The organism is Streptococcus canis (assembly GCF_900636575.1).
Lineage (GTDB): Bacteria > Bacillota > Bacilli > Lactobacillales > Streptococcaceae > Streptococcus > Streptococcus canis.
Genome location: NZ_LR134293.1, coordinates 1,966,582 through 1,987,588, shown reverse-complemented (window position 1 = coordinate 1,987,588; position 21,007 = coordinate 1,966,582). Strand labels below are relative to the sequence as shown.

Annotated in this window: 17 protein-coding genes and 1 pseudogene; 7 read left to right on the top strand and 11 right to left on the bottom strand. The window is 40.3% G+C overall.

The genetic code is table 11. The features are described 5' to 3' along the window. The first annotated feature begins 7 nt into the window (after nucleotides 1-7). From EL097_RS10005 to tpiA, 3 genes and pseudogenes are all read left to right on the top strand, one after another. Nucleotides 8-685 (top strand): DUF4956 domain-containing protein, encoded by a 678-nt coding sequence (locus tag EL097_RS10005; protein ID WP_003047621.1) that lies wholly within the window; start codon nucleotides 8-10, stop codon nucleotides 683-685. Further along, nucleotides 678-2,284, top strand: a pseudogene (locus tag EL097_RS09995) (CotH kinase family protein). The gene EL097_RS10005 and the pseudogene EL097_RS09995 overlap by 8 nt, the downstream one beginning before the upstream one ends. A 164-nt stretch (nucleotides 2,285-2,448) precedes the next feature. Then, nucleotides 2,449-3,207, top strand: coding sequence for a triose-phosphate isomerase (tpiA, locus tag EL097_RS09990; protein WP_003047627.1), 759 nt, complete (start codon nucleotides 2,449-2,451; stop codon nucleotides 3,205-3,207). A gap of 294 nt (nucleotides 3,208-3,501) precedes the next feature. On the opposite strand, the gene EL097_RS09985 is transcribed toward tpiA, so the two are convergent. From EL097_RS09985 to EL097_RS09970, 4 genes are all read right to left on the bottom strand, one after another. Then, complete coding sequence (locus EL097_RS09985; protein WP_003047631.1) at nucleotides 3,502-4,737, bottom strand: aminoacyltransferase; 1,236 nt, start codon at nucleotides 4,735-4,737, stop codon at nucleotides 3,502-3,504. Beyond that, complete coding sequence (locus EL097_RS09980; protein ID WP_003047633.1) at nucleotides 4,724-5,950, bottom strand: aminoacyltransferase; 1,227 nt, start codon at nucleotides 5,948-5,950, stop codon at nucleotides 4,724-4,726. Before EL097_RS09980 ends, EL097_RS09985 begins: the two co-directional genes overlap by 14 nt. Continuing rightward, a complete protein-coding gene (gene yidA, locus EL097_RS09975; RefSeq protein ID WP_003047634.1) occupies nucleotides 5,950-6,759 on the bottom strand; it encodes a sugar-phosphatase in 810 nt (269 codons plus the stop codon). The genes EL097_RS09980 and yidA overlap by 1 nt, the downstream gene beginning before the upstream one ends. A 197-nt stretch (nucleotides 6,760-6,956) precedes the next feature. Continuing rightward, a complete protein-coding gene (locus EL097_RS09970; RefSeq protein WP_003047640.1) occupies nucleotides 6,957-8,258 on the bottom strand; it encodes an HD domain-containing protein in 1,302 nt (433 codons plus the stop codon). A 75-nt stretch (nucleotides 8,259-8,333) separates the two neighbouring features. Here EL097_RS09970 and EL097_RS09965 point away from each other — a divergent pair, with 75 nt between their 5' ends. Both EL097_RS09965 and EL097_RS09960 read left to right on the top strand, forming a co-directional pair. Beyond that, nucleotides 8,334-8,741 (top strand): DUF1934 domain-containing protein, encoded by a 408-nt coding sequence (locus tag EL097_RS09965; protein ID WP_003047642.1) that lies wholly within the window; start codon nucleotides 8,334-8,336, stop codon nucleotides 8,739-8,741. A gap of 338 nt (nucleotides 8,742-9,079) precedes the next feature. After that, nucleotides 9,080-11,761 carry a cation-translocating P-type ATPase gene (locus tag EL097_RS09960; protein WP_003047645.1) on the top strand — a complete coding sequence of 894 codons (2,682 nt, stop codon included), beginning with the start codon at nucleotides 9,080-9,082 and terminating at the stop codon, nucleotides 11,759-11,761. Nucleotides 11,762-12,374: 613 nt separating this feature from the next. Here the strand turns inward: EL097_RS09960 and EL097_RS09950 are convergent. From EL097_RS09950 to EL097_RS09920, 7 genes are all read right to left on the bottom strand, one after another. Further along, on the bottom strand, nucleotides 12,375-13,370 hold the full coding sequence (locus EL097_RS09950) for a LacI family DNA-binding transcriptional regulator (RefSeq protein WP_093999005.1): 996 nt from the start codon (nucleotides 13,368-13,370) through the stop codon (nucleotides 12,375-12,377). Between the two features lie 63 nt (nucleotides 13,371-13,433). Beyond that, entirely contained in the window at nucleotides 13,434-15,341 is a 1,908-nt protein-coding gene (locus EL097_RS09945) for a heparinase II/III family protein (protein WP_003047646.1), read from the bottom strand. A gap of 86 nt (nucleotides 15,342-15,427) precedes the next feature. Next, a complete protein-coding gene (locus EL097_RS09940) occupies nucleotides 15,428-16,249 on the bottom strand; it encodes a PTS system mannose/fructose/sorbose family transporter subunit IID (protein WP_003047648.1) in 822 nt (273 codons plus the stop codon). Further along, nucleotides 16,236-17,018 (bottom strand): PTS mannose/fructose/sorbose/N-acetylgalactosamine transporter subunit IIC, encoded by a 783-nt coding sequence (locus EL097_RS09935; protein WP_003047650.1) that lies wholly within the window; start codon nucleotides 17,016-17,018, stop codon nucleotides 16,236-16,238. Before EL097_RS09935 ends, EL097_RS09940 begins: the two co-directional genes overlap by 14 nt. A gap of 18 nt (nucleotides 17,019-17,036) precedes the next feature. Further along, a complete protein-coding gene (locus EL097_RS09930; protein WP_003047652.1) occupies nucleotides 17,037-17,525 on the bottom strand; it encodes a PTS sugar transporter subunit IIB in 489 nt (162 codons plus the stop codon). 35 nt (nucleotides 17,526-17,560) lie between these two features. Then, a complete protein-coding gene (locus EL097_RS09925) occupies nucleotides 17,561-18,760 on the bottom strand; it encodes a glycoside hydrolase family 88 protein (RefSeq protein WP_003047655.1) in 1,200 nt (399 codons plus the stop codon). Next, nucleotides 18,760-19,197: a PTS sugar transporter subunit IIA gene (locus tag EL097_RS09920; RefSeq protein ID WP_003047658.1), complete on the bottom strand. Its 438-nt coding sequence runs from the start codon at nucleotides 19,195-19,197 to the stop codon at nucleotides 18,760-18,762. The genes EL097_RS09925 and EL097_RS09920 overlap by 1 nt, the downstream gene beginning before the upstream one ends. A 321-nt stretch (nucleotides 19,198-19,518) precedes the next feature. Between EL097_RS09920 and EL097_RS09915 the strand changes: the two genes are divergently transcribed. Then, on the top strand, nucleotides 19,519-20,313 hold the full coding sequence (locus tag EL097_RS09915; RefSeq protein ID WP_003047661.1) for a gluconate 5-dehydrogenase: 795 nt from the start codon (nucleotides 19,519-19,521) through the stop codon (nucleotides 20,311-20,313). A gap of 24 nt (nucleotides 20,314-20,337) precedes the next feature. Beyond that, nucleotides 20,338-20,979 carry an RpiB/LacA/LacB family sugar-phosphate isomerase gene (locus EL097_RS09910; RefSeq protein WP_003047664.1) on the top strand — a complete coding sequence of 214 codons (642 nt, stop codon included), beginning with the start codon at nucleotides 20,338-20,340 and terminating at the stop codon, nucleotides 20,977-20,979. The last annotated feature ends 28 nt before the right edge of the window (nucleotides 20,980-21,007 follow it).

Here is a 21,007-nt window from a genome sequence, read left to right as displayed (position 1 = left end):
GATTAAAATGAAACATTTATTGAGAAATATTTTGGAACAAAATGGCAATTTAAGTTTCCAAGATATGGTATTACACATTCTGGTGGCAGCTTTATTGAGTGGGGCCATCTACATTTCCTATGCTTATACACATAGCGGGACGGCTTATAGTAAAAAGTTCAATGTTTCTTTAATGACTTTGACTGTTTTAATGGCAACGGTAATGACGGTCATCGGAAATAATGTTGCCCTATCCTTGGGGATGGTCGGTGCCTTGTCAGTTGTTCGTTTTAGAACAGCTATCAAGGATTCGAGAGATACTGCTTATATTTTTTGGACTATTGTTGTTGGTATCTGTTGTGGTGTTGGCGATTATGTGGTTGCTTCTTTAGGTAGTGGTGTCATTTTCATCTTATTATGGATTATGGGCAGGGTCAGAAATGAGAATCGTCTTTTGTTAATTGTACGTTGTGACAGATCACTTGAAGTGGCAGTGGAAGGTGTCTTTTTCCAATATTTTGCAGGCAGGGCAATTCAACGAGTGAAAAATGCAACAGCTGATTCCATTGAAATGATTTTTGAGATATCCAAAAAAGATTATGATAAACAATACCAAGAAGACAATCAGCTAATGGCAAAAGTTGACCAATTGGGGAATGTTGATTATTTCAATATTATCAGTCAAAGTGATGAGATCAATGGGTAGGCTTATGAGAGGTAACGTTATTTATGTAATGACTCTTATGGGTCTTTTCTTATTCATTATTTTAGCGGTGGGACTACCTAAACATCATCATAAGAGGGTTCATCACCATCAAGTATCTGTTCAACCTCCTAGAGAGACAGGAAAAGATTTGAGGAGCCATTTGCCTATCGTGGCGATTGATACCAACCACCAAACGATTCCTTTGGTGATGAAGGAAGAAGGGGAATACATTAAGGAGCAAGATAATGTTGCAGCATCAGTGGAACTTCGTGATCAACTTGACCGGTCACATGATATGAGAGAAACGCCTAGGGTGATAACCAAAGCTTTGGTGTCCTATCGGGGAAACTCTTCTCAAAAAGTCTCTCAAAATTAAATTTGTGACAAAGACTTTAGATAAAAAAGAATATGGGATTGCTGGTATGTCTGAAGAATCTGAATGGGTCTTACATGGGCCTTTCTTGGACAGAAGTCTGGTACGAAATTACCTTAGTTATAATATTGCTGGGGAGATTATGGATTATGCTCCAAACGTTCGTTATTGTGAATTGATAGTTAATAAGAGCTATCAGGGGCTTTATCTGATTGTCGAGAGCATTGAACAGGGGAAAAAGCGGGTTAATATTGAGGAAAGCGACAAAAAGGTTAACAAGACTCCCTACATTGTGACCTGGGATAGGGAGCGTAAAGCGAAACAAAAACTGGATAATTACCTCTATTATACTCACCAAGCTGGGGTTTCAGCCTTAGATGTTAAATACCCTAGTAAAAAACGATTGACATTAGGACAGCTTGACTTTATCGCTAGGGACATCAGTCGGATCGAAAAAACACTTTATTCCTATGATTTCAACCAGTACCCTAAATACGTGGACCGTCAATCCTTCGCAGACTATTTCATTATTAATGAATTCTTTCGGAATGTGGATGCTGGGAAGTTTTCAACATATTTATACAAAGACCTGCGTGGCAAAGTGAAACTAGTGGTCTGGGACTTTAATAATGCCTTTGATAATCAAATTGAGGGAAGGGTAGATGAAGCTGATTTTACCTTGACGGACGTTCCTTGGTTTTCAATGTTGGTTAAGGATAGGCAATTTATTGATTTGGTCATTCAAAGGTACCGGAAGTTGAGTCAGGGTGTTTTGGCAACAGAATACCTTAGTACTTATATTGATGATACCGTTTCTTTTTTGAGACCAGCTATCACGCGTAATAATAACAAGTGGGGCTATGTTTATCAGCTAAAGCATCCTGATTCAAAAAACTATTTGCTTCCTTTAGACCGGAATATAACCAGTTATGAGCAATCAATTGACCAGTTAAAGGACTTTTCTTTGATTTCCCTTTATATTTTTTACTGCGTTTTAATCACTTTGACGTCTTTTTTTTCACCGCATTTATTCGCAAAAGTTGATGATTGGGGTGGTGGATATTATCAAGGTTATCTATATAGCGATATTTCGATACCTTGTCTTACACCCTGTCTTAACTATCGTTAAGGTGGGGGGAATGATTGGTTATCGTAATCATAAAAATGTTTGGGGGCAACTGAAAAGAGAAATCCCGATGCAAGAATACGACAGTTCCCCTTTTTAGAAATAAAGAAGAGAAGTGCTTGCCAATGAGAGAAAAAGAAAAATTAACTTTGAAAGACTTTCAGAAAAGCTAGCTTTCTTTGTGAAAATATAGTCATTTTCTTTTATTAGCCGGTAAAATATGCTAGAATAGAAGATATAAATAAAAAAGAAGAGGTATGTGAAATGTCACGTAAACCAATTATTGCCGGTAACTGGAAAATGAACAAAAACCCTCAAGAAGCAAAAGCTTTTGTGGGGGCTGTAGCAAGCAAATTACCTTCAAATGACTTTGTTGATGTTGCCGTAGCAGCACCAGCTGTGGATTTGGTAACAACTATCGAAGCTGCTAAAGATTCGGTCCTTAAAGTTGCTGCACAAAACTGCTACTTTGAAAATGCAGGGGCATTCACTGGTGAAACATCTCCAAAAGTGCTTGCTGAAATGGGAACTGACTATGTTGTGATTGGTCACTCAGAACGTCGTGATTACTTCCATGAAACAGACGAAGACATCAACAAAAAAGCTAAGGCAATCTTTGCTAACGGCTTAACTCCAATTGTTTGTTGCGGTGAGTCTCTTGAAACTTATGAAGCTGGTAAGGCTGTTGAATTTGTTGGTGCTCAAGTTTCTGCAGCACTTGCAGGTCTTACTGCTGACCAAGTGGCTTCACTTGTTTTGGCTTATGAACCAATCTGGGCAATCGGTACTGGTAAATCAGCTACTCAAGATGATGCTCAAAAAATGTGTAAAGCTGTTCGTGACGTGGTTGCAGCAGACTTTGGTCAAGAAGTTGCTGATAAAGTTCGCGTTCAATATGGTGGTTCTGTAAAACCTGACAATATTAAGGAATACATGGCTTGTCCAGATGTTGACGGTGCCCTTGTTGGTGGTGCGTCATTAGAAGCTGATAGCTTCCTTGCTTTGCTTGATTTCCTTAACTAAGCAAACCTAACATAAAAAAGAAAAGGCAAATCGCCTTTTCTTTTTTATGTTAGGTAAAACCTCTGATTGTGAAAACGCCTTGGAATGCCTGGGGAGCAATTGGTAGCAAGTTAGTGAGCATTGTGGGTTCAAAAGAGATTGGGGTTAAGCAATTGTTATGGGGATTTTTAGATTTCATCTAAAACTGAAAGGGATCAGACTTCCTTATATCTGGTCCCTTTTTTACGTTGTCTTAGGAGGCTTGAGTCAGCTTTTAACGTTAGGTTCTTGTTCATGTGTACAGTTTGTCTGTCGTTAATAGCGTTTTAAAAGTTTCTTTGTTAGGCGAATAAGTCGGTATTTGAGAGGATTTGGGTAATATCTGAATGTTCCATAAAGTTGGTTGATATAACCAGTAAATTTTTGTTTAAAGCGAAGGACACCGTCACTGCCATCAAAATGCCCCGTAATCCCTAGAAAGTTGTATAGAGGTATTCCTAAGGCAATAGAGTGCGTCATGGCATGTTTTTGAAGAAGCATGGGGCCATAGAAGTCGTTAAATTTAGCATCAGATCCTCCAAAAAGGTAAACCGTCTCTTGAGGGGTGTAGATAAAAAGGGCGCAGGCTAAGGGGACTGCTTGATCACCGTATTCCTGATAAAGAGTTTCTGCCTTAGCTAATTTTTGAACAAGGCTTTGGTATTGAACTTGTTTGGCATCTAGTTCTTTTTGTTTTTTGAGGTTATCAGGATTAGTCTGAATAGTTTCTTGGAGACGGGTAATCTGTGCATCAAGTTTATCTTTTTCTGGTTGCAAACTTTCCAAATAGGACTTGAAATTAAGGCGTGCAACCATGAAGGCAGCTGTTTCACCAAAGGCATCGTAGAAATCTTGGTAATAATCCAATGATTTGTCATCAAAGGCTTGACGATCAGATGTAGAAGCAGTTAAGTGCTTAAAAACCTTTAACTCATCGCGTGACAATTGGCTAATTTGGATACCAAATTTTTCAGCACGTTTGGTATGTAATTTGCCGGTTTTAGAAAAAGTCTTGATAACATCTTGACTATTCATCCCCTCTAAAGATTTAAGGTAATGCCAGACAGGTTCGCCATAGGGATAGCCTGTTTTTAGACCATCATGCTGATAGCCTAGCTTGGTCAAGAGGTCAATCAATTTAGAATTGGCTTGGTTAGTGGGTTTTCCTGTTGCGTCAAAGCTTTGATAAATATCATAAGGTTTGACAATACACTCTATCACCTGATGTTCCTTAGCGTAATTTTTGAGTTGGCTGTAAAAATCTTCTAAGTATTCTGGGAAATTGGTATTAGGACCAGCATTGAGTTCCATGCGCCAACCTCCAGCGACTTTTTGACTAAAAATCATAGCGGCAACTTTTAAATCACCCTCTTTTTCGAGTCCGATAAAGCGTGTTTTAGCTCCTCTTTTGCTTAATAACTTTGCCATTTCTGGAGTTTGAATAAAGGAATGATGGGGTAGACTGTGGCAGTAATGGTCAAATTGTTCTTGTGAAATATCAATTAGTGCCATTAGTTGTGCTCCTTAATTTTTTTCTTAGATTATAGGCCAAGATGGCTAAGGTTGAAACAAGACCGACAGGAATATTGAATTCACCTGCAAATTCTTCGATGGTTGGGTTGAGTCTAGCTTTGAAATGATAGAGTCCGCCGTCTAGCTGGTTTTCCACGCCTCCTAAATTATGCCAGCGGCAGCCTCTTTTAAAAGCTTCCGTAGCTGTTTCATACCAAGTTAAAAGAGCTGCTTGATAATTGCGGTAGTCATCGTCCATTCCAGCATAAAGATTTTCGGAAGTGTCTCCATAAATCAAGGTTAGAGTGGCAGCAAGTGGAATGCGAGTTTTTCCTTGAGCCAGCTGCTCGCTTAAAGTAGTCAAGTCTTTTTGCAGTCGTTCAATAGTTCTTTGATTTTCCGCTACCTTACTAGGTTTACTCATATCAGTCAATCGTGCTCGTTCTGCTAAGGCCTTGTTCAACTGTTGGGTCAAGAGTTCCTTTTGCTCAGGTAACTCTAGATTAGCCATGGTAATGTAGGAGTGACTAGCATAAGTGTTTAGTAATTTTTGGTAATAGGATTTGCCACGGAGGATAATGCCTTTTCGATCTTCAGTTTTTTTCATTAAGGTCGAAAAGTCGTCTAGCAATTCAGTACCGCCAATCGTGATATTAACCCCTTTATTGGTAGCGGTACGAATAGATTGCTTGGCTTTTTTGGGCAGGCTATCAAAGTCAAAATCTTTGGCGTAAATGTTGGCTTGTACTCTTGGTTGAATAGTGTCCTCGAGTTCTTTTGTTCTGCCAGACCATTCCACACCGAGTTTTTTTAGAAAGGTAATAATAGAGGGGGTAAACTCATTTTCTTCGCTCTTTTTTCCTCCTAAAGTTTGTTTGATCACTAAACTTGGATCAATTTTGACAAAAAGCGCTCGTTTGCTTTTTCCAAAAGTTTTGAGTGTTTTAACGACGAAATCAAGGAGTTCAAAATTGGCGTAGTCCATGATTGGCCCACGCGGGATATAAATTATGGTGAAACCAAGAGGAAGTTTTCTGATTAAACAAGCAGCAGCAGCAACTTGAATCCCATCTTCATAAAAGCCGATGCGCTCGTGTTCCCAGTTATCTTTGACCTTTCCCCAATTGGAACTTTGAAGTAAGTCAGCCTGTGGCTGTGCTAAGACAAACTGATCATGTGCTTCTGAGGAAATTCCGATTTTATATGTATACATTACTTTAATACCCACTCGCGAATAGCATGTGCCACACCACTGTCATTATTGGATTTGGTGATGTATTTGGCAATTTTTTTCAATTCAGGAACCCCATTTTCCATGACAACAGGGTTGGCAACAACTTCTAGCATGGCACGATCATTTTCAGCATCTCCAATGGCCATGGTTTGTGACATGTCTAGGCCAAGTTTTTTAGCCAAGTGTTTGATCGCATTGCCCTTGCTGACGGTTTTTGGCATGACTTCTAAATAAAAAGGCGTTGATTTAACAATGGTGTATTTATCAAAAAAGTCTTGTGGAATGTGTTTGATAGCGTCATCTAAAAGGTCAGGCTCATCAATCATCATCATTTTGATGATTTCTTTATTGGCCATTTCTTCGGGAGTGCGATAGAAAATAGGCATGTTTACCAAAGTCGATTCATGGACCGTGTATTTTCCGATATTACGATTGGCAGTGTAGATGCCTTCTTTGGTAATGGCGTGCATGTGAATTCCTATTTTTCGACTTAAAAATTCTATGTCCAGATAATCTTCATAGGTCATCAATTCTTTAACGACTTCTTCGCCGGTCTCGGCATCTTGGACCAGACCACCATTAAAAGTGATAACGTGGTTTCCTTTGTGGTTGAGTTCTAATTGTTTGAGTAATGAAATCACCCCGGCAATAGGTCGGCCAGTAGCAATCACCACGTGAACACCTTGAGCCTTAGCCTCTTGAACAGCTTGAAAAACATCATCTGTAATTCGGCGATCGTCGGTGATTAATGTGCCATCAATATCGACAGCAACCAGTTTGATAGACATGGCATTCTCCTTGTTTGTTCTTATTATTTATCATAAAAATGCTCTACCTTTTATCTTACTAAAAATAGGCGCTTTTGTCATGGAATGGGAAAGGAAACTTAAGGAAAAACGAGGGAAAACGTTTTAGTTCCAGCAAGATCTTTTTGTCGGAACCAAAAGGATTGGAGAAAGAGAACTTTCTCCAATCCCAAAAGGCCTTAATGTTTAAAATGAAAATGCCCATTGGACATATAACTGATAAATGCTTCCTTGCTGGGGGCAAAGAGGTCGTCGAGCTCTAACATTTCCTTTGGAAAATAAAAGCGCCGGTCTCCGTAGGTTGTTCCTGTTAAGGCTTTGACAATGGGGGATAGTTGGGATAATTCAGCGCGGCTCCCATCTTTTTGAACCATTTCAATTTGGGTTCGAGGATTTGCTAACTCTGGTCGATAAATATCATAAGGCAGGTCAAAGTTGACATGGATACCAGTATAATAATCTGGGTCAAAGCCAACCGATTCGACCAACTGGCGCAAGCGGGCTAAATCTTCTTGGGAATCTTGGTCAAAGGTGACTGACTTGAGAATTTTTCGGTTGATAAAACGACTGGCCAAGTCTGATAAAATATGGTCTTCACTACTCATCCATATTTGGAAGTAAGTATTCATTACCCCATCATCTAGCGCCAGATAATCTGCCAAGGAGGACTTCTTCTCAAAGAAAGGAATCAGCCCAGGAGCTGTTTTTTGGAAATAAGCCGGTTGCTCAGGGTACAATTTTTGAGCCCTCTTGAGAAGGTTTTGCAAGATAAGTTCAACAGCACGACTTGCGGGGTGAAAATAGACCTGCATGTACATTTGGAAACGGCTGACGATATAATCCTCAACAGCGTGCATGCCGCTACGGTCAAACACAATTCCCCCTTCAACAGGTCGGATCACGCGTAGAATGCGCATCAAATCAAACTGACCATAATTGGCAGCAGAAAAATAAGAATCCCTTAAAAGGTAATCCATGCGATCACAGTCAATCTGACTGGAAATCAGTTGTACGACCTGCTTGTTAGGGTAGGTGTGGTTAATCACACTGGCAACCTTGTCTGGAAAATCAGGAGCATGACGCACCAAAATGGCATTGATTTCTGTCTCGGGACTGGTAATAATCTTTTGGGTAAAGGCCTCATGATCGGTATGGAAAAGAGTCTCAAAGGTATGAGAATAGGCTCCATGACCAATGTCATGGAGGAGAGCTGCAGTCATGGTAACGAGGCTCTCCTCCTTATCCCAAATATCAGCGTATTTCTCTTCAAAAATGTCTGTTACCCGACGGGCAATTTCGTAAACACCTAGACAGTGAGAAAAGCGGCTATGTTCTGCCCCATGAAAGGTAAAGGCAGTTGTAGGCACCTGTTTAATGCGTCGCAAGCGTTGGAATTCTTTAGAGTTAACAAGGTCATAAATAAGGTGATGGTTAATATGGATATAGTTGTGAACAGGGTCACGAAATACTTTTTCATTCATGCTTTTATTATATCAAAAATTGATAAAATAAGGAGAAACTGATAGAATAGGTAAACAAGAGTAGAAAGAGGAACTATGAAATTACAGTTAACCAATCATATTCGTTTTGGAGATGAGACAGAGATCATTCAAGAAATTCATGATTGCGAGTGGCGAGAGAAAGCAGGCTATCAGTACCTCATTTATCAAAATGCTGACAAGGAGAAGGTTGTCATCAAATATAATGAGACAGAGCTGACCATGAGTCGTTTTTCTAAACCACAGTCCGTCATGAAATTTTTTGCAGGTAAGAAGGTCTTGATTGCTTTACCGACTCCAATGGGCATTCAACAATTTTTGACAGATACTAGTCATTATCAATTAAACCAGGATAGCCAGAGCTTGATGCTTCATTATGATTTGTTGCAGGCGCACACAGAGACCTCTTTTGCTAGCTATCAACTTGAGTTGAGATGGTTCTTACCTATAACAGATGAAAACTAATAAAAAATCATCAGATAAAATTGGGTTTGATATAGCTTTTAAGAGGGAGAAATCAATTCAAAAACGCTAAAACATGCGAGAAAAAGTAAAATATCGTCAAAATTCATCTGATGATTTAAGCTTTTTTCTCGATTTTTTAGTGTTTTTTTCTTGTTTTTTAGCCATATTTTTACTATAATAGTTACTATATCAAGGGAGTAGCAGACGGTTAGCCGTGATTGTATCGTCAATACGGAATTTCGATTTCCGGTACAATCTGAAACAGCGAGACTTGTTTAAGAAAAATAAACAGGTCTTTTTATTTGAGCGTAAAATAAAAGGACCGAGGGGGTACTAATTTGTCTAAAAAACAAAGACATGAAGCGTTTTATACGCAAAGCGAAGAGACTGTACTGGCTCAGTTAGAGACCAGTCGCGAGGGTCTTACGACTGCTCAGGCACAAAAACGTCTAGCAGAATATGGGCGTAATGAGCTTGATGAGGGTGAAAAACGAGGCCTGTTCATGAAATTCCTTGATCAATTTAAGGATTTAATGATTATTATTTTGATTGTGGCAGCCCTTCTGTCAGTCCTTACAGAGGGAATGGAAGGCTTGACGGATGCCATTATTATCTTGGCCGTTGTTATCTTAAATGCCGCTTTTGGGGTTTATCAAGAAGGTCAAGCTGAGGCTGCTATCGAAGCCTTGAAATCAATGTCAAGTCCACTGGCTCGCATTCGTCGTGATGGGCATGTCATCGAAGTAGATTCTAAAGAATTGGTGCCTGGAGACATTGTTTTGTTGGAAGCAGGGGATGTTGTTCCGGCAGATATGCGTCTTTTGGAAGTTAATTCCTTAAAAATCGAAGAAGCAGCGCTTACGGGAGAATCAGTACCAGTTGAAAAAGACTTGTCAACAGTTGTTTCAGAAGATGCTGGTATTGGTGATCGTGTTAATATGGGTTATCAAAACTCAAACGTGACCTACGGCCGCGGTATGGGAGTTGTTACCAACACTGGTATGTACACAGAGGTTGGACACATTGCCGGTATGCTTGCTAATGCTGATGAGACAGATACCCCATTGAAGCAAAACCTTGACAATCTTTCTAAGATTTTGACTTATGCTATCCTTGTGATTGCAGCAGTGACTTTTGCTGTTGGGGTCTTCTTGCGTGGACAACACCTGCTTGAAGGGTTGATGACTTCAGTGGCACTTGCGGTTGCCGCTATTCCAGAGGGACTGCCAGCCATCGTTACTGTGGTGCTTTCTCTTGGAACACAAGTGCTTGCGAAACGTAATGCCATTATCCGTAAATTACCAGCTGTTGAAACGTTAGGGTCAACTGAGATCATCGCTTCCGATAAAACGGGTACTTTGACAATGAACCAAATGACTGTTGAAAAACTTTATACTAACGGGACCCTTCAGAATTCATCAGAAGCTATTTCTTCTGATAATACCACGCTACGCATTATGAACTTTGCTAATGATACTAAAGTTGATCCTTCAGGGAAGTTAATTGGTGATCCAACAGAAACAGCTTTGGTACAGTTTGGACTAGACCACAAATTTGACGTGCGTGAGGTTATGGTGGCAGAACCTCGTGTGGCAGAATTACCATTTGATTCTGACCGTAAGTTGATGTCAACCATTCATAAGCAAGCTGATGGCAAATACTTCATCGCAGTTAAAGGTGCACCAGACCAATTGTTGAAACGTGTGACCCAGATTGAAGAAAATGGGCAAATTCGTCCTATTACTGATGCTGATAAACAAGCCATTCTTGATACTAATAAGAGTCTTGCTAAACAAGCTCTTCGTGTCTTGATGATGGCCTACAAATACTCTGATACCCTACCAACTCTAGAATCAGAAGTTGTTGAGGCTAACCTTGTCTTCTCTGGTTTGGTTGGTATGATTGACCCTGAACGTCCTGAAGCGGCGCAAGCTGTTAAAGTTGCTAAGGAGGCTGGTATTCGTCCAATCATGATCACTGGTGACCACCAAGACACAGCAGAAGCTATTGCTAAGCGTCTTGGTATCATTGAAGACGATGGTGTTGATCATGTCTTTACAGGTGCTGAACTCAACGAACTATCAGACGAAGAATTCCAAAAAGTCTTTAAACAATACTCTGTTTATGCCCGTGTATCTCCTGAGCATAAAGTTCGTATCGTTAAGGCTTGGCAAAATGAAGGCAAGGTTGTTGCCATGACTGGTGATGGGGTTAATGATGCGCCATCTCTTAAAACGGCTGATATTGGTATTGGTATGGGGATTACAGGTACAGAGGTTTCTAAGGGAGCTTCTGACATGGTTCTTGCCGATGATAACTTTGCCACAATCATTGTTGCTGTAGAAGAAGGACGTAAGGTTTTTTCAAACATTCAAAAAACCATTCAATACTTGCTTTCTGCTAATATGGCTGAAGTCTTTACCATCTTCCTTGCGACCTTGTTTGGCTGGGATGTGCTTCAACCTGTTCACTTGCTTTGGATTAACTTAGTAACAGATACCCTACCAGCTATTGCGCTTGGTGTTGAACCTGCTGAGCCAGGTGTCATGACACACAAACCTCGTGGCCGTAAGTCAAGTTTCTTTGATGGCGGGGTAAAAGAAGCTATCCTTTATCAAGGTGCCTTCCAAACCATGTTGGTTCTTGGGGTTTATGGTTTTGCCTTGATGTTCCCAGAACACACAAGCTACCATGATGTGCATGCAGATGCCTTGACCATGGCTTATGTAACCCTTGGTTTAATTCAGTTGGTACATGCTTACAATGTAAAATCTGTTTACCAATCTATCTTTACTGTTGGTTTGTTCAAAAATAAATTATTCAACTACTCTATTCCAGTGGCCTTTGTAGCATTGATGGCAACCGTTGTTGTTCCTGGATTTAATAAATTCTTCCACGTGACACATTTAACACTGACACAGTGGTTAGTGGTTATTATCGGAAGTCTCTTAATGGTCGTTCTTGTTGAGCTTGTAAAAGCTGTTCAACGATCACTTGGTCAAGATGAAAAAGCGATCTAATAGGTGCTAAAAAGGTTTGAGACTTATCGTCTCAAACCTTTTTTGTGGTTGACTAGTTAAGAGTGCAAATTGGGGTCATTTTTGATCAAACGGTAACGAGGGATTAGATTAGGTATTCCAATGAAACAAGCATTGAGTAGCAGAGCATATTTTTGGTAAAGAGGAGGTAATTGAGTCTTTGAAAACGTTAGAAATATCACAACGAAAAAGTAGAGTAAAGCCATTATAGTAGCAATCCTATAATAAGGATTATTGACAATAAGAATGGTGTCTCCGTCTTCAACTTTAATAGCGGGGAGACCTAGCCGATTGCAGGATAAAGAATAAGTTTCTGACCTAGGAGTCTTTTGAGGAAGTGACATAATCTTGGAATGATTATTAGGAACAGTGGTCAGAAATTTTTATTGATAAAAATCACTTTATCTTCCAGTGAGTTGAGAAAGGATAACTTAGAAATAATGGTGATTGTCATGATAAGCCTCTTCTGAATGTCATTTCTACTGGATACTTTAATGGCAGTTACTTTTTATCATGTTTAAGAAGAGCGACAACAGACGCTATCAATCGATTTGTTGCTTTTCAGTAAGTTCGCTTAATGAGTGGCAAAAAGGTATTAGAAGGTTGATTCTTGCCAATTAACTTGGCAGTCAAAAATTTGCTGTTTGGCTTCTTTACTGTGACCCTCGATATCATCAATTAAAATCTTGGTTGCTTGCTCTCCTTCTTCATAAGCTGGTTGAATGATAGTGGTTAGGCTTGGAGAAGAGAATTTTGTCCACTCAATATTGTCAAAGCCGACTAAACCAGTTTCTGGTAAATTAACCTCAAGTGCCTTCATGGCTGTGAAGACTTTTGGAAGGGCCCAACAGTTAGGAACAAAGACTAAGCTTTTTGCTGTCAGGGATTCTTGTAAGAATTGGGCAATGGCTGCTGAAGAAGTTTGGCTTTCATCAATAATCATTTGCTGATAGCTAAGATGATTGGCTTCTAAGACATCAATAAAGCCCGAAGCACGTTCGATACGTGTGCTTAGGAGATTGGGATTACCAGTAATCATAATGAAATGTTGATAACCCTTGTTGATACACTGTTGAATAGTGTCATAGACGGCATCATAATTATTGGTTTTGACCCAATTGGTGCGATGTTCATAGAGTTGGCTGTCAAAAAAGACCACTTTTTTCTTCTTGATATCAATAATGCGTGAGTATTTTCTAAAATTAGAGGTGGGCTGAATGATAAAACCATCCACTCCGAGGTTGAGCATTTTTTCAATCAGTTCATCTTCACGAGAAGGGTCGTAGTTGCTATTGCCCATAATGATTTGGTAGCCGAATTCTTGGGCTTTGCTCTCAATTCCTTTGACAATTTGATTGGAAAAACTATTGGTAATATCACCAATAACCACGCCAATTAGTTTAGTAGATTTGGCGTTTAGGCTTCTGGCAGCAATGCTTGGTTTGTAATTGGTGGCTTCAATGGTTTCTCTGATGCGGTTTTTGGTCTCCTCAGACATCTTGTCAAATTTACCGTTCAAATAAAAGGAAACCGTTGTTTTGGAAGTTTTAGCCAATTCAGCAATATCTTTGATGGTTACTTTGCGCTGCATTGCATACACTCCTTTAATTTAGTAATGATTAGTCATATTATAACATAAGGACTGGTAAATAATTTAATGTTTCAATCGAATAATCTTATTCGTGATATGATCGATAACAACCACCTTTCCTCTGATTTTGTGACCATTTAGGAGAGCTAGTTTTTCGCCCTTGACCAGATCGTCTTGTAGGACACATAGACTGTATTCAAACTGCTTTCCTTTTAAATGCCAAGCAAGAGCCGTCTCGATAGGGGTGAGATGGCCTGTTTGAAGTGGTGTTAAGGGAGTAACTTTGGTCTCCTCAGGGACTAGCAGGGTACTGGTGTAACCCTTGTCCTTAAAAGGTTTTCGTTTGATGAGTTTGTGACTAGTCAGGTATTGGTTATATTTTTTTGACAGAATTGTTTCTTCGATAGTGAAAGGGCAGTCACTAATCAGTCTGAGGTCACTAAGGCGATCTGTCCTTGCTTCTAAGTGATCATCAAGAATAAATTGACTGACAAGGCGGTGTTGGCCTTGAGCTTGAATCGTATCAATGATAAGAAAAATTCCTGGCGGTAAGATGAGAATTTGTCGGTCATGTTGGTAATTGTCTTTGTCAGGGAATTGCGTCTGGTAACTACCTTCGATGAGGTAACTGTGTTCTTTTTGCCGAAGCTGGCAATAGTTGGATTTAGGATAAGAAAGGTAACTCCAAGAGCCATCAATCTGCTCAGGTAATTGATCTTCTAAGAAAGCTGTGGAATGATGGCTAGCGCTTTTTAGGGCATGACGTAATGGGTCTTCTTTATATGTATAACGTCCAGCATCACAGAAAATAGGTTGTCCTTTATAATAGAGACAGAGACTATTTTGGTCACTATGGGTATGGGAACTACCGATGGGCCCATTTTTGAAAAAAACATAATAGTTCTCTTGATTGATGGCAATATGCCCGGAATGTTCAAAGTGGTGAGCAAAAGTTGGTAAGGTTTGGACGGGTAACTGTTCAAAAGTGTGGACACCTTTTTCTCCTAAAAGGAGAAGGCTATCTATATCAAGTGTTGGAAAAGCAGCAGCTTTTAAGTGTGGTTCTTCAAGGAGAGTGGCTGCTAGTGTTAGAATGTCTCTGGTATCGGTAAGATCACTGTCTCCCAAGGGAATCTGTTTGTGGTCAGGACCAGTCATTTTGAGGAGATAATCACTCATGGCAAGCAAGGTAGGTCTAAGCTGGGGGAGATAACCAGGGACTAGAGCAGTTAGTTCCAGAAGGGCTTTTAACACCTCCACATGATACATGGTTGATTGTTCAAATTGACTGCCATCTTCGAGAACTTGTAGCGCAATTTGTTGAGGCAATTCTTGTCTGGCAAAAGCTGTCGCTGCAGTAATATCAAGGTCGGAACCAAAGTAGGCACCCGCTAATAAGATTGCAGTGGTTTGGAAGATTCCCCAATTACTAAGACTGTATTTATCGAGGTAGTTAGCCTGAAGAAATTGAAGTTGCTTTTCGAGAGAAGCTAGGATGAGTCTTTCCTCTTGCTTGGTTAAGGCATCAAAAAGATTCAAGAAAATCAAGCATTTGACCCAAGCAAAGCAACGGATACCAGTGTCTAAGGTCCTGGTAGCTACTCCCTGTGGGCTTAGGGGAATAGCCGACTCAATCCAATCAAGAATTAGTCGCTTAGCTGTTAAGAGATAGCGCTCATCTCTCTCAACAAGGTAGACAAGGATTAACTTTTGGAGATAGGTCTGCCGATTTAACATAAAATGCCACTCAGGATCATCAGTCACGGGCTCTTGCCAAGTGATAGTCTCCAAATGATAAGGAATAGGGCAGGGTTCCATATCCCAATTATCTTCAAATAAAAAGGTATTGGTTAAGAGCAAGTCAGCTATCTTTTTTTGCTTCAGATAGCTGTCAACCTGATAGTTTAGCAGGTAATTCCTGCAAAAGTCCGGATTGACTGTTTCTTTAAAACGTGCGAAGGCAAAAGACATAGAGCATTTCCTTTCCAAAAGAAAAGAGACCTCATCATGTGCTTAGGAACTATCTCCCTACGCTCATAACAGGTCTCTATGAACCATTAAGCTAAAATACCTAACCAGCTACCGATAATACCGATAAGAACAGTGAGGAGAACCAATTTGTAGGTTGTCCATTTTTTGTTTTTGATGAGGTAATACATCAGAAGGGTAAAGAGAGCTGGAAGAAGGGCAGGTGCAATTTTGTCAAGCATCCCTTGAATGGTTACGAATTTTTGAGCGGCATTAGCAGCGTCGACTTTACCTGCTGCAAAAGTAATTGGAACTGTTATTTTAACAGAAGTAGCAGCTAGTCCAGCGATAACGGTAACACCGACAATATTTGCCATGCGCGACACAACCGCCATTTGTTCACTTAACTTGTCAATAAAACTTGTACCCACCTTATAGCCATAGAGTCCAGAACCGATTTTAATAGCGGTTAGGATAATATTCATGGCTAGGAAGAAGAGGATTGGCCCTAAAACCAAACCATCACTGGCTAAGGAAGCTGCAATGGTTGAAAAGAGGGGCGCCAAGCAAAATTGTGATAAGGAGTCGCCGATACCAGCTAAAGGCCCCATAAGTGCCATCTTGATGTTACGGGTTTCTTCCTCTGGACGATTATTTTCTAACATGACCAAGTGCAGGCTAGTGATGAAAGGAAGGAAGTGAGGGTTGGTATTGTAAAACTCACAGTTGTCTTCCAAGGCTTGGTATAAGCCTTGTTTATCACTGCCAAAATGTTTTTTCAAGGCAGGATAGATGACGTTGGCATATCCGATACCTTGGTAATTACTGTAATTAAATCCGTTTTGTAGGAAGAAAGCTCTCAGAGCTACTTTGAGATAATCTTTCTTGGTTAATTTATTAAATCCAGTCATCTTGTTGGCCTCCTTGGACAGTTGTTGCATCGACTTGTTTAGGTTTGTTGTAAAATTCATTCAAGGCGAAAATGATACCAATAATAGCGATACCAATGGTCGGAATTTGGAGGTAGGCTGCGCAAACATAACCAATCAGTACAAAAGGAATCAATTCTTTCTTGGCCATAACAGATAAGATCATGGCAAATCCGATAGCAGGTAACATTTTACCCGCAACAGTTAACCCATTGAGCAAGACAGGTGGGATATAATCTACCAAGTGAAGGAGGGTATCCATTGACAAGGCACCTAATAAACCAAGGCCTAATCCGATAAAGGCGAAGGCCCAGATAGTACCGTTGGCAGCGAATTTGAAACCTCTAATGTTGCCTTTTTGCAATTGTTTCTTAGCGGTTTCGGGAGCACCAGCAAAAGTGGTATAAGCAAATGTTTGAAGAAACTGAATAGCAACTGCGATTGGTGTTGATAAGGCTAGGGCTGCTTCTGGGGTGACTTTACCAGCACTGGTAATCGCCATCAAGGTGCCAAAAATACCAGGGCCGATAGGATTTGGTGGAACGGTACCACCAGCACCCACTCCAAATCCCATATAAGCTAATTCGGAGATAGCCCCCATGCTAAGTGCAGTTGGCAAGTCACCTAAGATAATCCCTACACCAAAAGACAGAATAATACAACGGTTGGTGTAGATGCCAAGTAACATTCCGCTGAAACAAAAGGCTGTCCAAAGACCAATTAAAAGTGCCTGTAACACATTGATATCCATATCAATCTCCTTTATTCATTAAATATAATCTAAGATGTCAACGTCAGAGGCGCTATTGCCAGCTGGAGTTGTTTTGGTATTAAAAACCACTTGGTGGTCATGGGCAAGGCATCGAATAGCAGACTTGTCTGTCTCTCCCAGCGAAATAAACTGGGTAATCGCCACCTTATCAGTAGTTTTATGAATATTTCCGATATTAATTTCTGTGATAGGGACACCCCCTTCGACTAGGCGCTTGGCATCTTGCAAATCTTTGACCACGATGAAAATACTTTGAGCGGGATTTGCTTTATGAATGATGTCAATCACTTTTTGAATGGAGAAAAAGCGAACGGCAATGCTTGATGGAATGACTGTTTTCATGAGGGATTGTTGAATCTTATCTTCAGAAACAGCATCGTTAGCGACGATAACGGTGTTGCAGTTGAGGAATTTGACCCACAATTGCCCTTGCCCGTGAATCAAGCGTTCATCAACTCGCGTCATGATAATGTTTGGTTGTGTCATAAAATCTCCTTTTTAACTGTGGTTAGCTGTGTCTATTACCAGTAAGGGTTCCAGTCTTTGTAGAAACGAAGCAGAGCTTCTAAATAGTAGTAGTCACCCCAGATATTTCCTTCGTCAACCCCTTTTCCTGAATGCCAAGAATAGACCCCATGAAGAAGCAGAGGGGCGCCAGGCTTGAAATCTTTGTTAGCATAATCCTTAATTAAGGCTCTTAGCATGCTGTGCATGGCAGCTTCGTATGTTTTTTTATCAGGATCACTGTCTGGTAAGGTTTTTAACATTTCGTGGATGCCACATACGGCGATGGCGGTTGCTGAACTATCACGAGACTGCCCGCTACCATCTCCAAAAATTAAATCCCAATAGGATACCATGTCTTTGGGAAGACGGTTTAAGAAATAATGGGTCATGCCTTTGAAGAGTTGAATGAGTTCAGCTTCTTTTAGGAAACGATAGGTCAAAGGAATGCCATAAATCCCCCAAGCTTGCCCTCTGGCCCAAGCTGAATCATCACTGTAACCTTGTCGTGTAACCCCCTTAACAGGATCGCCTGTTTCTGGATCAAAGTAGAAGGTGTGGTAAGCAGAGGCGTCATCTCGGATAACATGATTGGCAGAGGCGTAGAAATGGTTGATCGCTATGTCACGGTAGCGCTTGTCTCCAGTTTCTTGGCTAGCAAAAAAGAGTAATTGGATGTTTAGGAGACAATCAATGATCAAGCGATAATCTTCTTTTTTGCCCAGCTCTCCCCAGGCCTGAATAAAGCCGCCTTTGTCCTGGTAGCGTTGGACTAATTTGTCGGCCGCTTTCAAAGCAGCTTCTCGAGCTTCAGGTGTTTTTAAGAGTTTCCACTCAGCCATACAAGAAGGGGTGTAAAGAAAGCCCAAATCATGGTGATCTAATTCAATGTCCCTAGTTACTCGATCTAAGAAAGAAAGGTCATTTGCCTGAGCTAGTGTTTTAATGGCATCATCCCCACTGTATTCGTAAGCTAACCAAAGACAGCCTGTCCAAAAGGCATTAGTCCATTCCGTATTGTCCATAATGGCATATTGGTTAGCTTTGGTAGCTGGCGTTGGAAAGTCTTCTTTAAAATAGTCCATGTTTAGACGGACTTGTTTGAGGGCTAAGTCAAGGGCATGAGTAATGTCTTCTTGGCTTAGAAATTCCTCCTTGGTAAATCGTTCAGCCTGCTTAATAGGTTCAAGGGCAATGGTTTTGAAAGGTCGTGTCATTAAATACCTCCTAAGTCATCAGTTATCGCATCATCTTCTTGTTGAGAAAGTGACTGCCAATCGACAATACCTTCTTTTGAAGAGGTTAAGAGAGTTGTGACCAGATCATCGAAAGATGCTGCTGTTTGTCTGGCAAAACTAGCTTCAATCAGCATGCTTAGATTAAGACCAGCTAAGACGTTCCATTTGGTTTGAGGACGGGATTCCATTAGGGTGGCAGCAACTTTAAAAGGGGTTCCCCCAAGAAGGTCACAAAGAATCAAGGTCTCTTCTTCTGGAACCAAGGCTTGAGATAATTGGTCTTCTACATCAGTGGCAGTCATCTCAGCAGTAAAATCAATAGCAGTGACCTTTTCTTGTTGCCCTGTAATTAACTCGAGGGATGAGACAATCCCACTCGCAAAGTGCCCATGTCCCATAACAATAATAGCAATCATGATAAAACTCCTTTTAGTTTACCGGTTTACTTAAAAACATTGTAGCGCTTTCAAAAATCTTTGTCAATACTTTTTCGTAAAGATTTTTTCAAAAATAAAAAGTAACCAATAGTGCTAGAAAAGTAAAAATAGTCACTTTTGATAAGCCTCTAATGTAGAAAACACGTCAAAATCATCAAAAAACTCAAGATTCAACTAGTCATCATTTGGGATAGCTTGGTTTTTTGAACCGTTTTCATAAAACCATTGACAAAACCAGTTTACTTTGTTATAGTTTTGGTAAACAGGTTTACTTAATATAATAACAAAAAGGAGTTTGCTATGAAAGATATGTTTTCATTACAAGGAAAGATTGCCTTGATTACTGGGGCCTCCTACGGCATTGGTTTTGAAATTGCCAAAGCCTATGCCCAAGCAGGTGCAACCATTGTGTTTAATGACATTAACCAAGAATTAGTTGATAAAGGATTAGCAGCTTATCAAGAGTTGGGGATAAAAGCTCACGGTTACATTTGTGATGTGACTGATGAGGCTGGTATTCAACAGATGGTTAGTCAAATTGAATCAGAAGTAGGTGTTATTGATATTCTGGTCAATAATGCAGGTATTATTAGACGTACGCCTATGCTTGAAATGGCCGCAGAAGATTTTCGTCAAGTCATTGATATTGATTTAAATGCACCTTTTATTGTGTCAAAAGCAGTTTTGCCATCTATGATTGCAAAGGGACATGGTAAAATTATTAATATTTGTTCCATGATGAGCGAATTGGGACGTGAAACTGTTAGTGCCTACGCGGCGGCTAAAGGTGGCTTGAAAATGTTAACCAAAAATATAGCCTCTGAATTTGGAGAAGCTAATATTCAGTGTAATGGAATTGGTCCTGGCTACATTGCAACGCCACAAACAGCGCCATTGAGAGAGCGACAAGCAGACGGCAGCCGTCATCCTTTTGATCAATTTATCATTGCTAAAACACCCGCAGCTCGTTGGGGAAGCACTGAAGACCTAGCTGGACCAGCTGTTTTCTTAGCCAGCGATGCCAGTAACTTTGTTAACGGCCATATTCTTTATGTTGATGGTGGTATTTTAGCTTATATTGGAAAACAACCTTAATCACACACTAGAAAGAGACTTTATATGAAAATTGCATTAATTAATGAAAATAGCCAAGCGGCTAAAAATGGTATTATTTACGATGCCCTTACCTCAGTGACAGATAAACACGGCTATCAAGTCTTTAACTATGGCATGTATGGCACAGAAGGCGAAAGTCAGTTGACCTATGTTCAAAATGGACTCTTAGCTTCTATTTTATTGACCACTAAGGCGGCCGATTTTGTGGTGACTGGTTGTGGGACAGGTGTTGGAGCTATGTTGGCCTTGAACAGCTTTCCAGGGGTTACCTGTGGCTTTGCAAGTGAGCCAACAGAAGCCTACCTCTTTTCTCAAATCAATGGTGGTAATGCCTTGTCTATTCCCTTTGCCAAAGGCTTTGGTTGGGGAGCAGAGTTGAATTTGACCTTAATATTTGAACGCCTCTTTGCAGAACCGATGGGTGGTGGTTACCCTAAAGAGCGGGCTATTCCTGAACAACGTAATGCTCGTATTTTAAGTGATTTGAAAAAGATTACTTATAGGGATTTGTTGGCGATTGTCAAAGACATCGACCAAGACTTCCTCAAAGAAACAGTTTCTGGAGCTCATTTCAAAGAGTACTTCTTTGCTAATGCAGAGCCGTCAGAATTAGTGACTTATTTGAAGACAGTGCTTGAACAGTAATCTCATTTTGACGAGGAAAGGAGGTCAC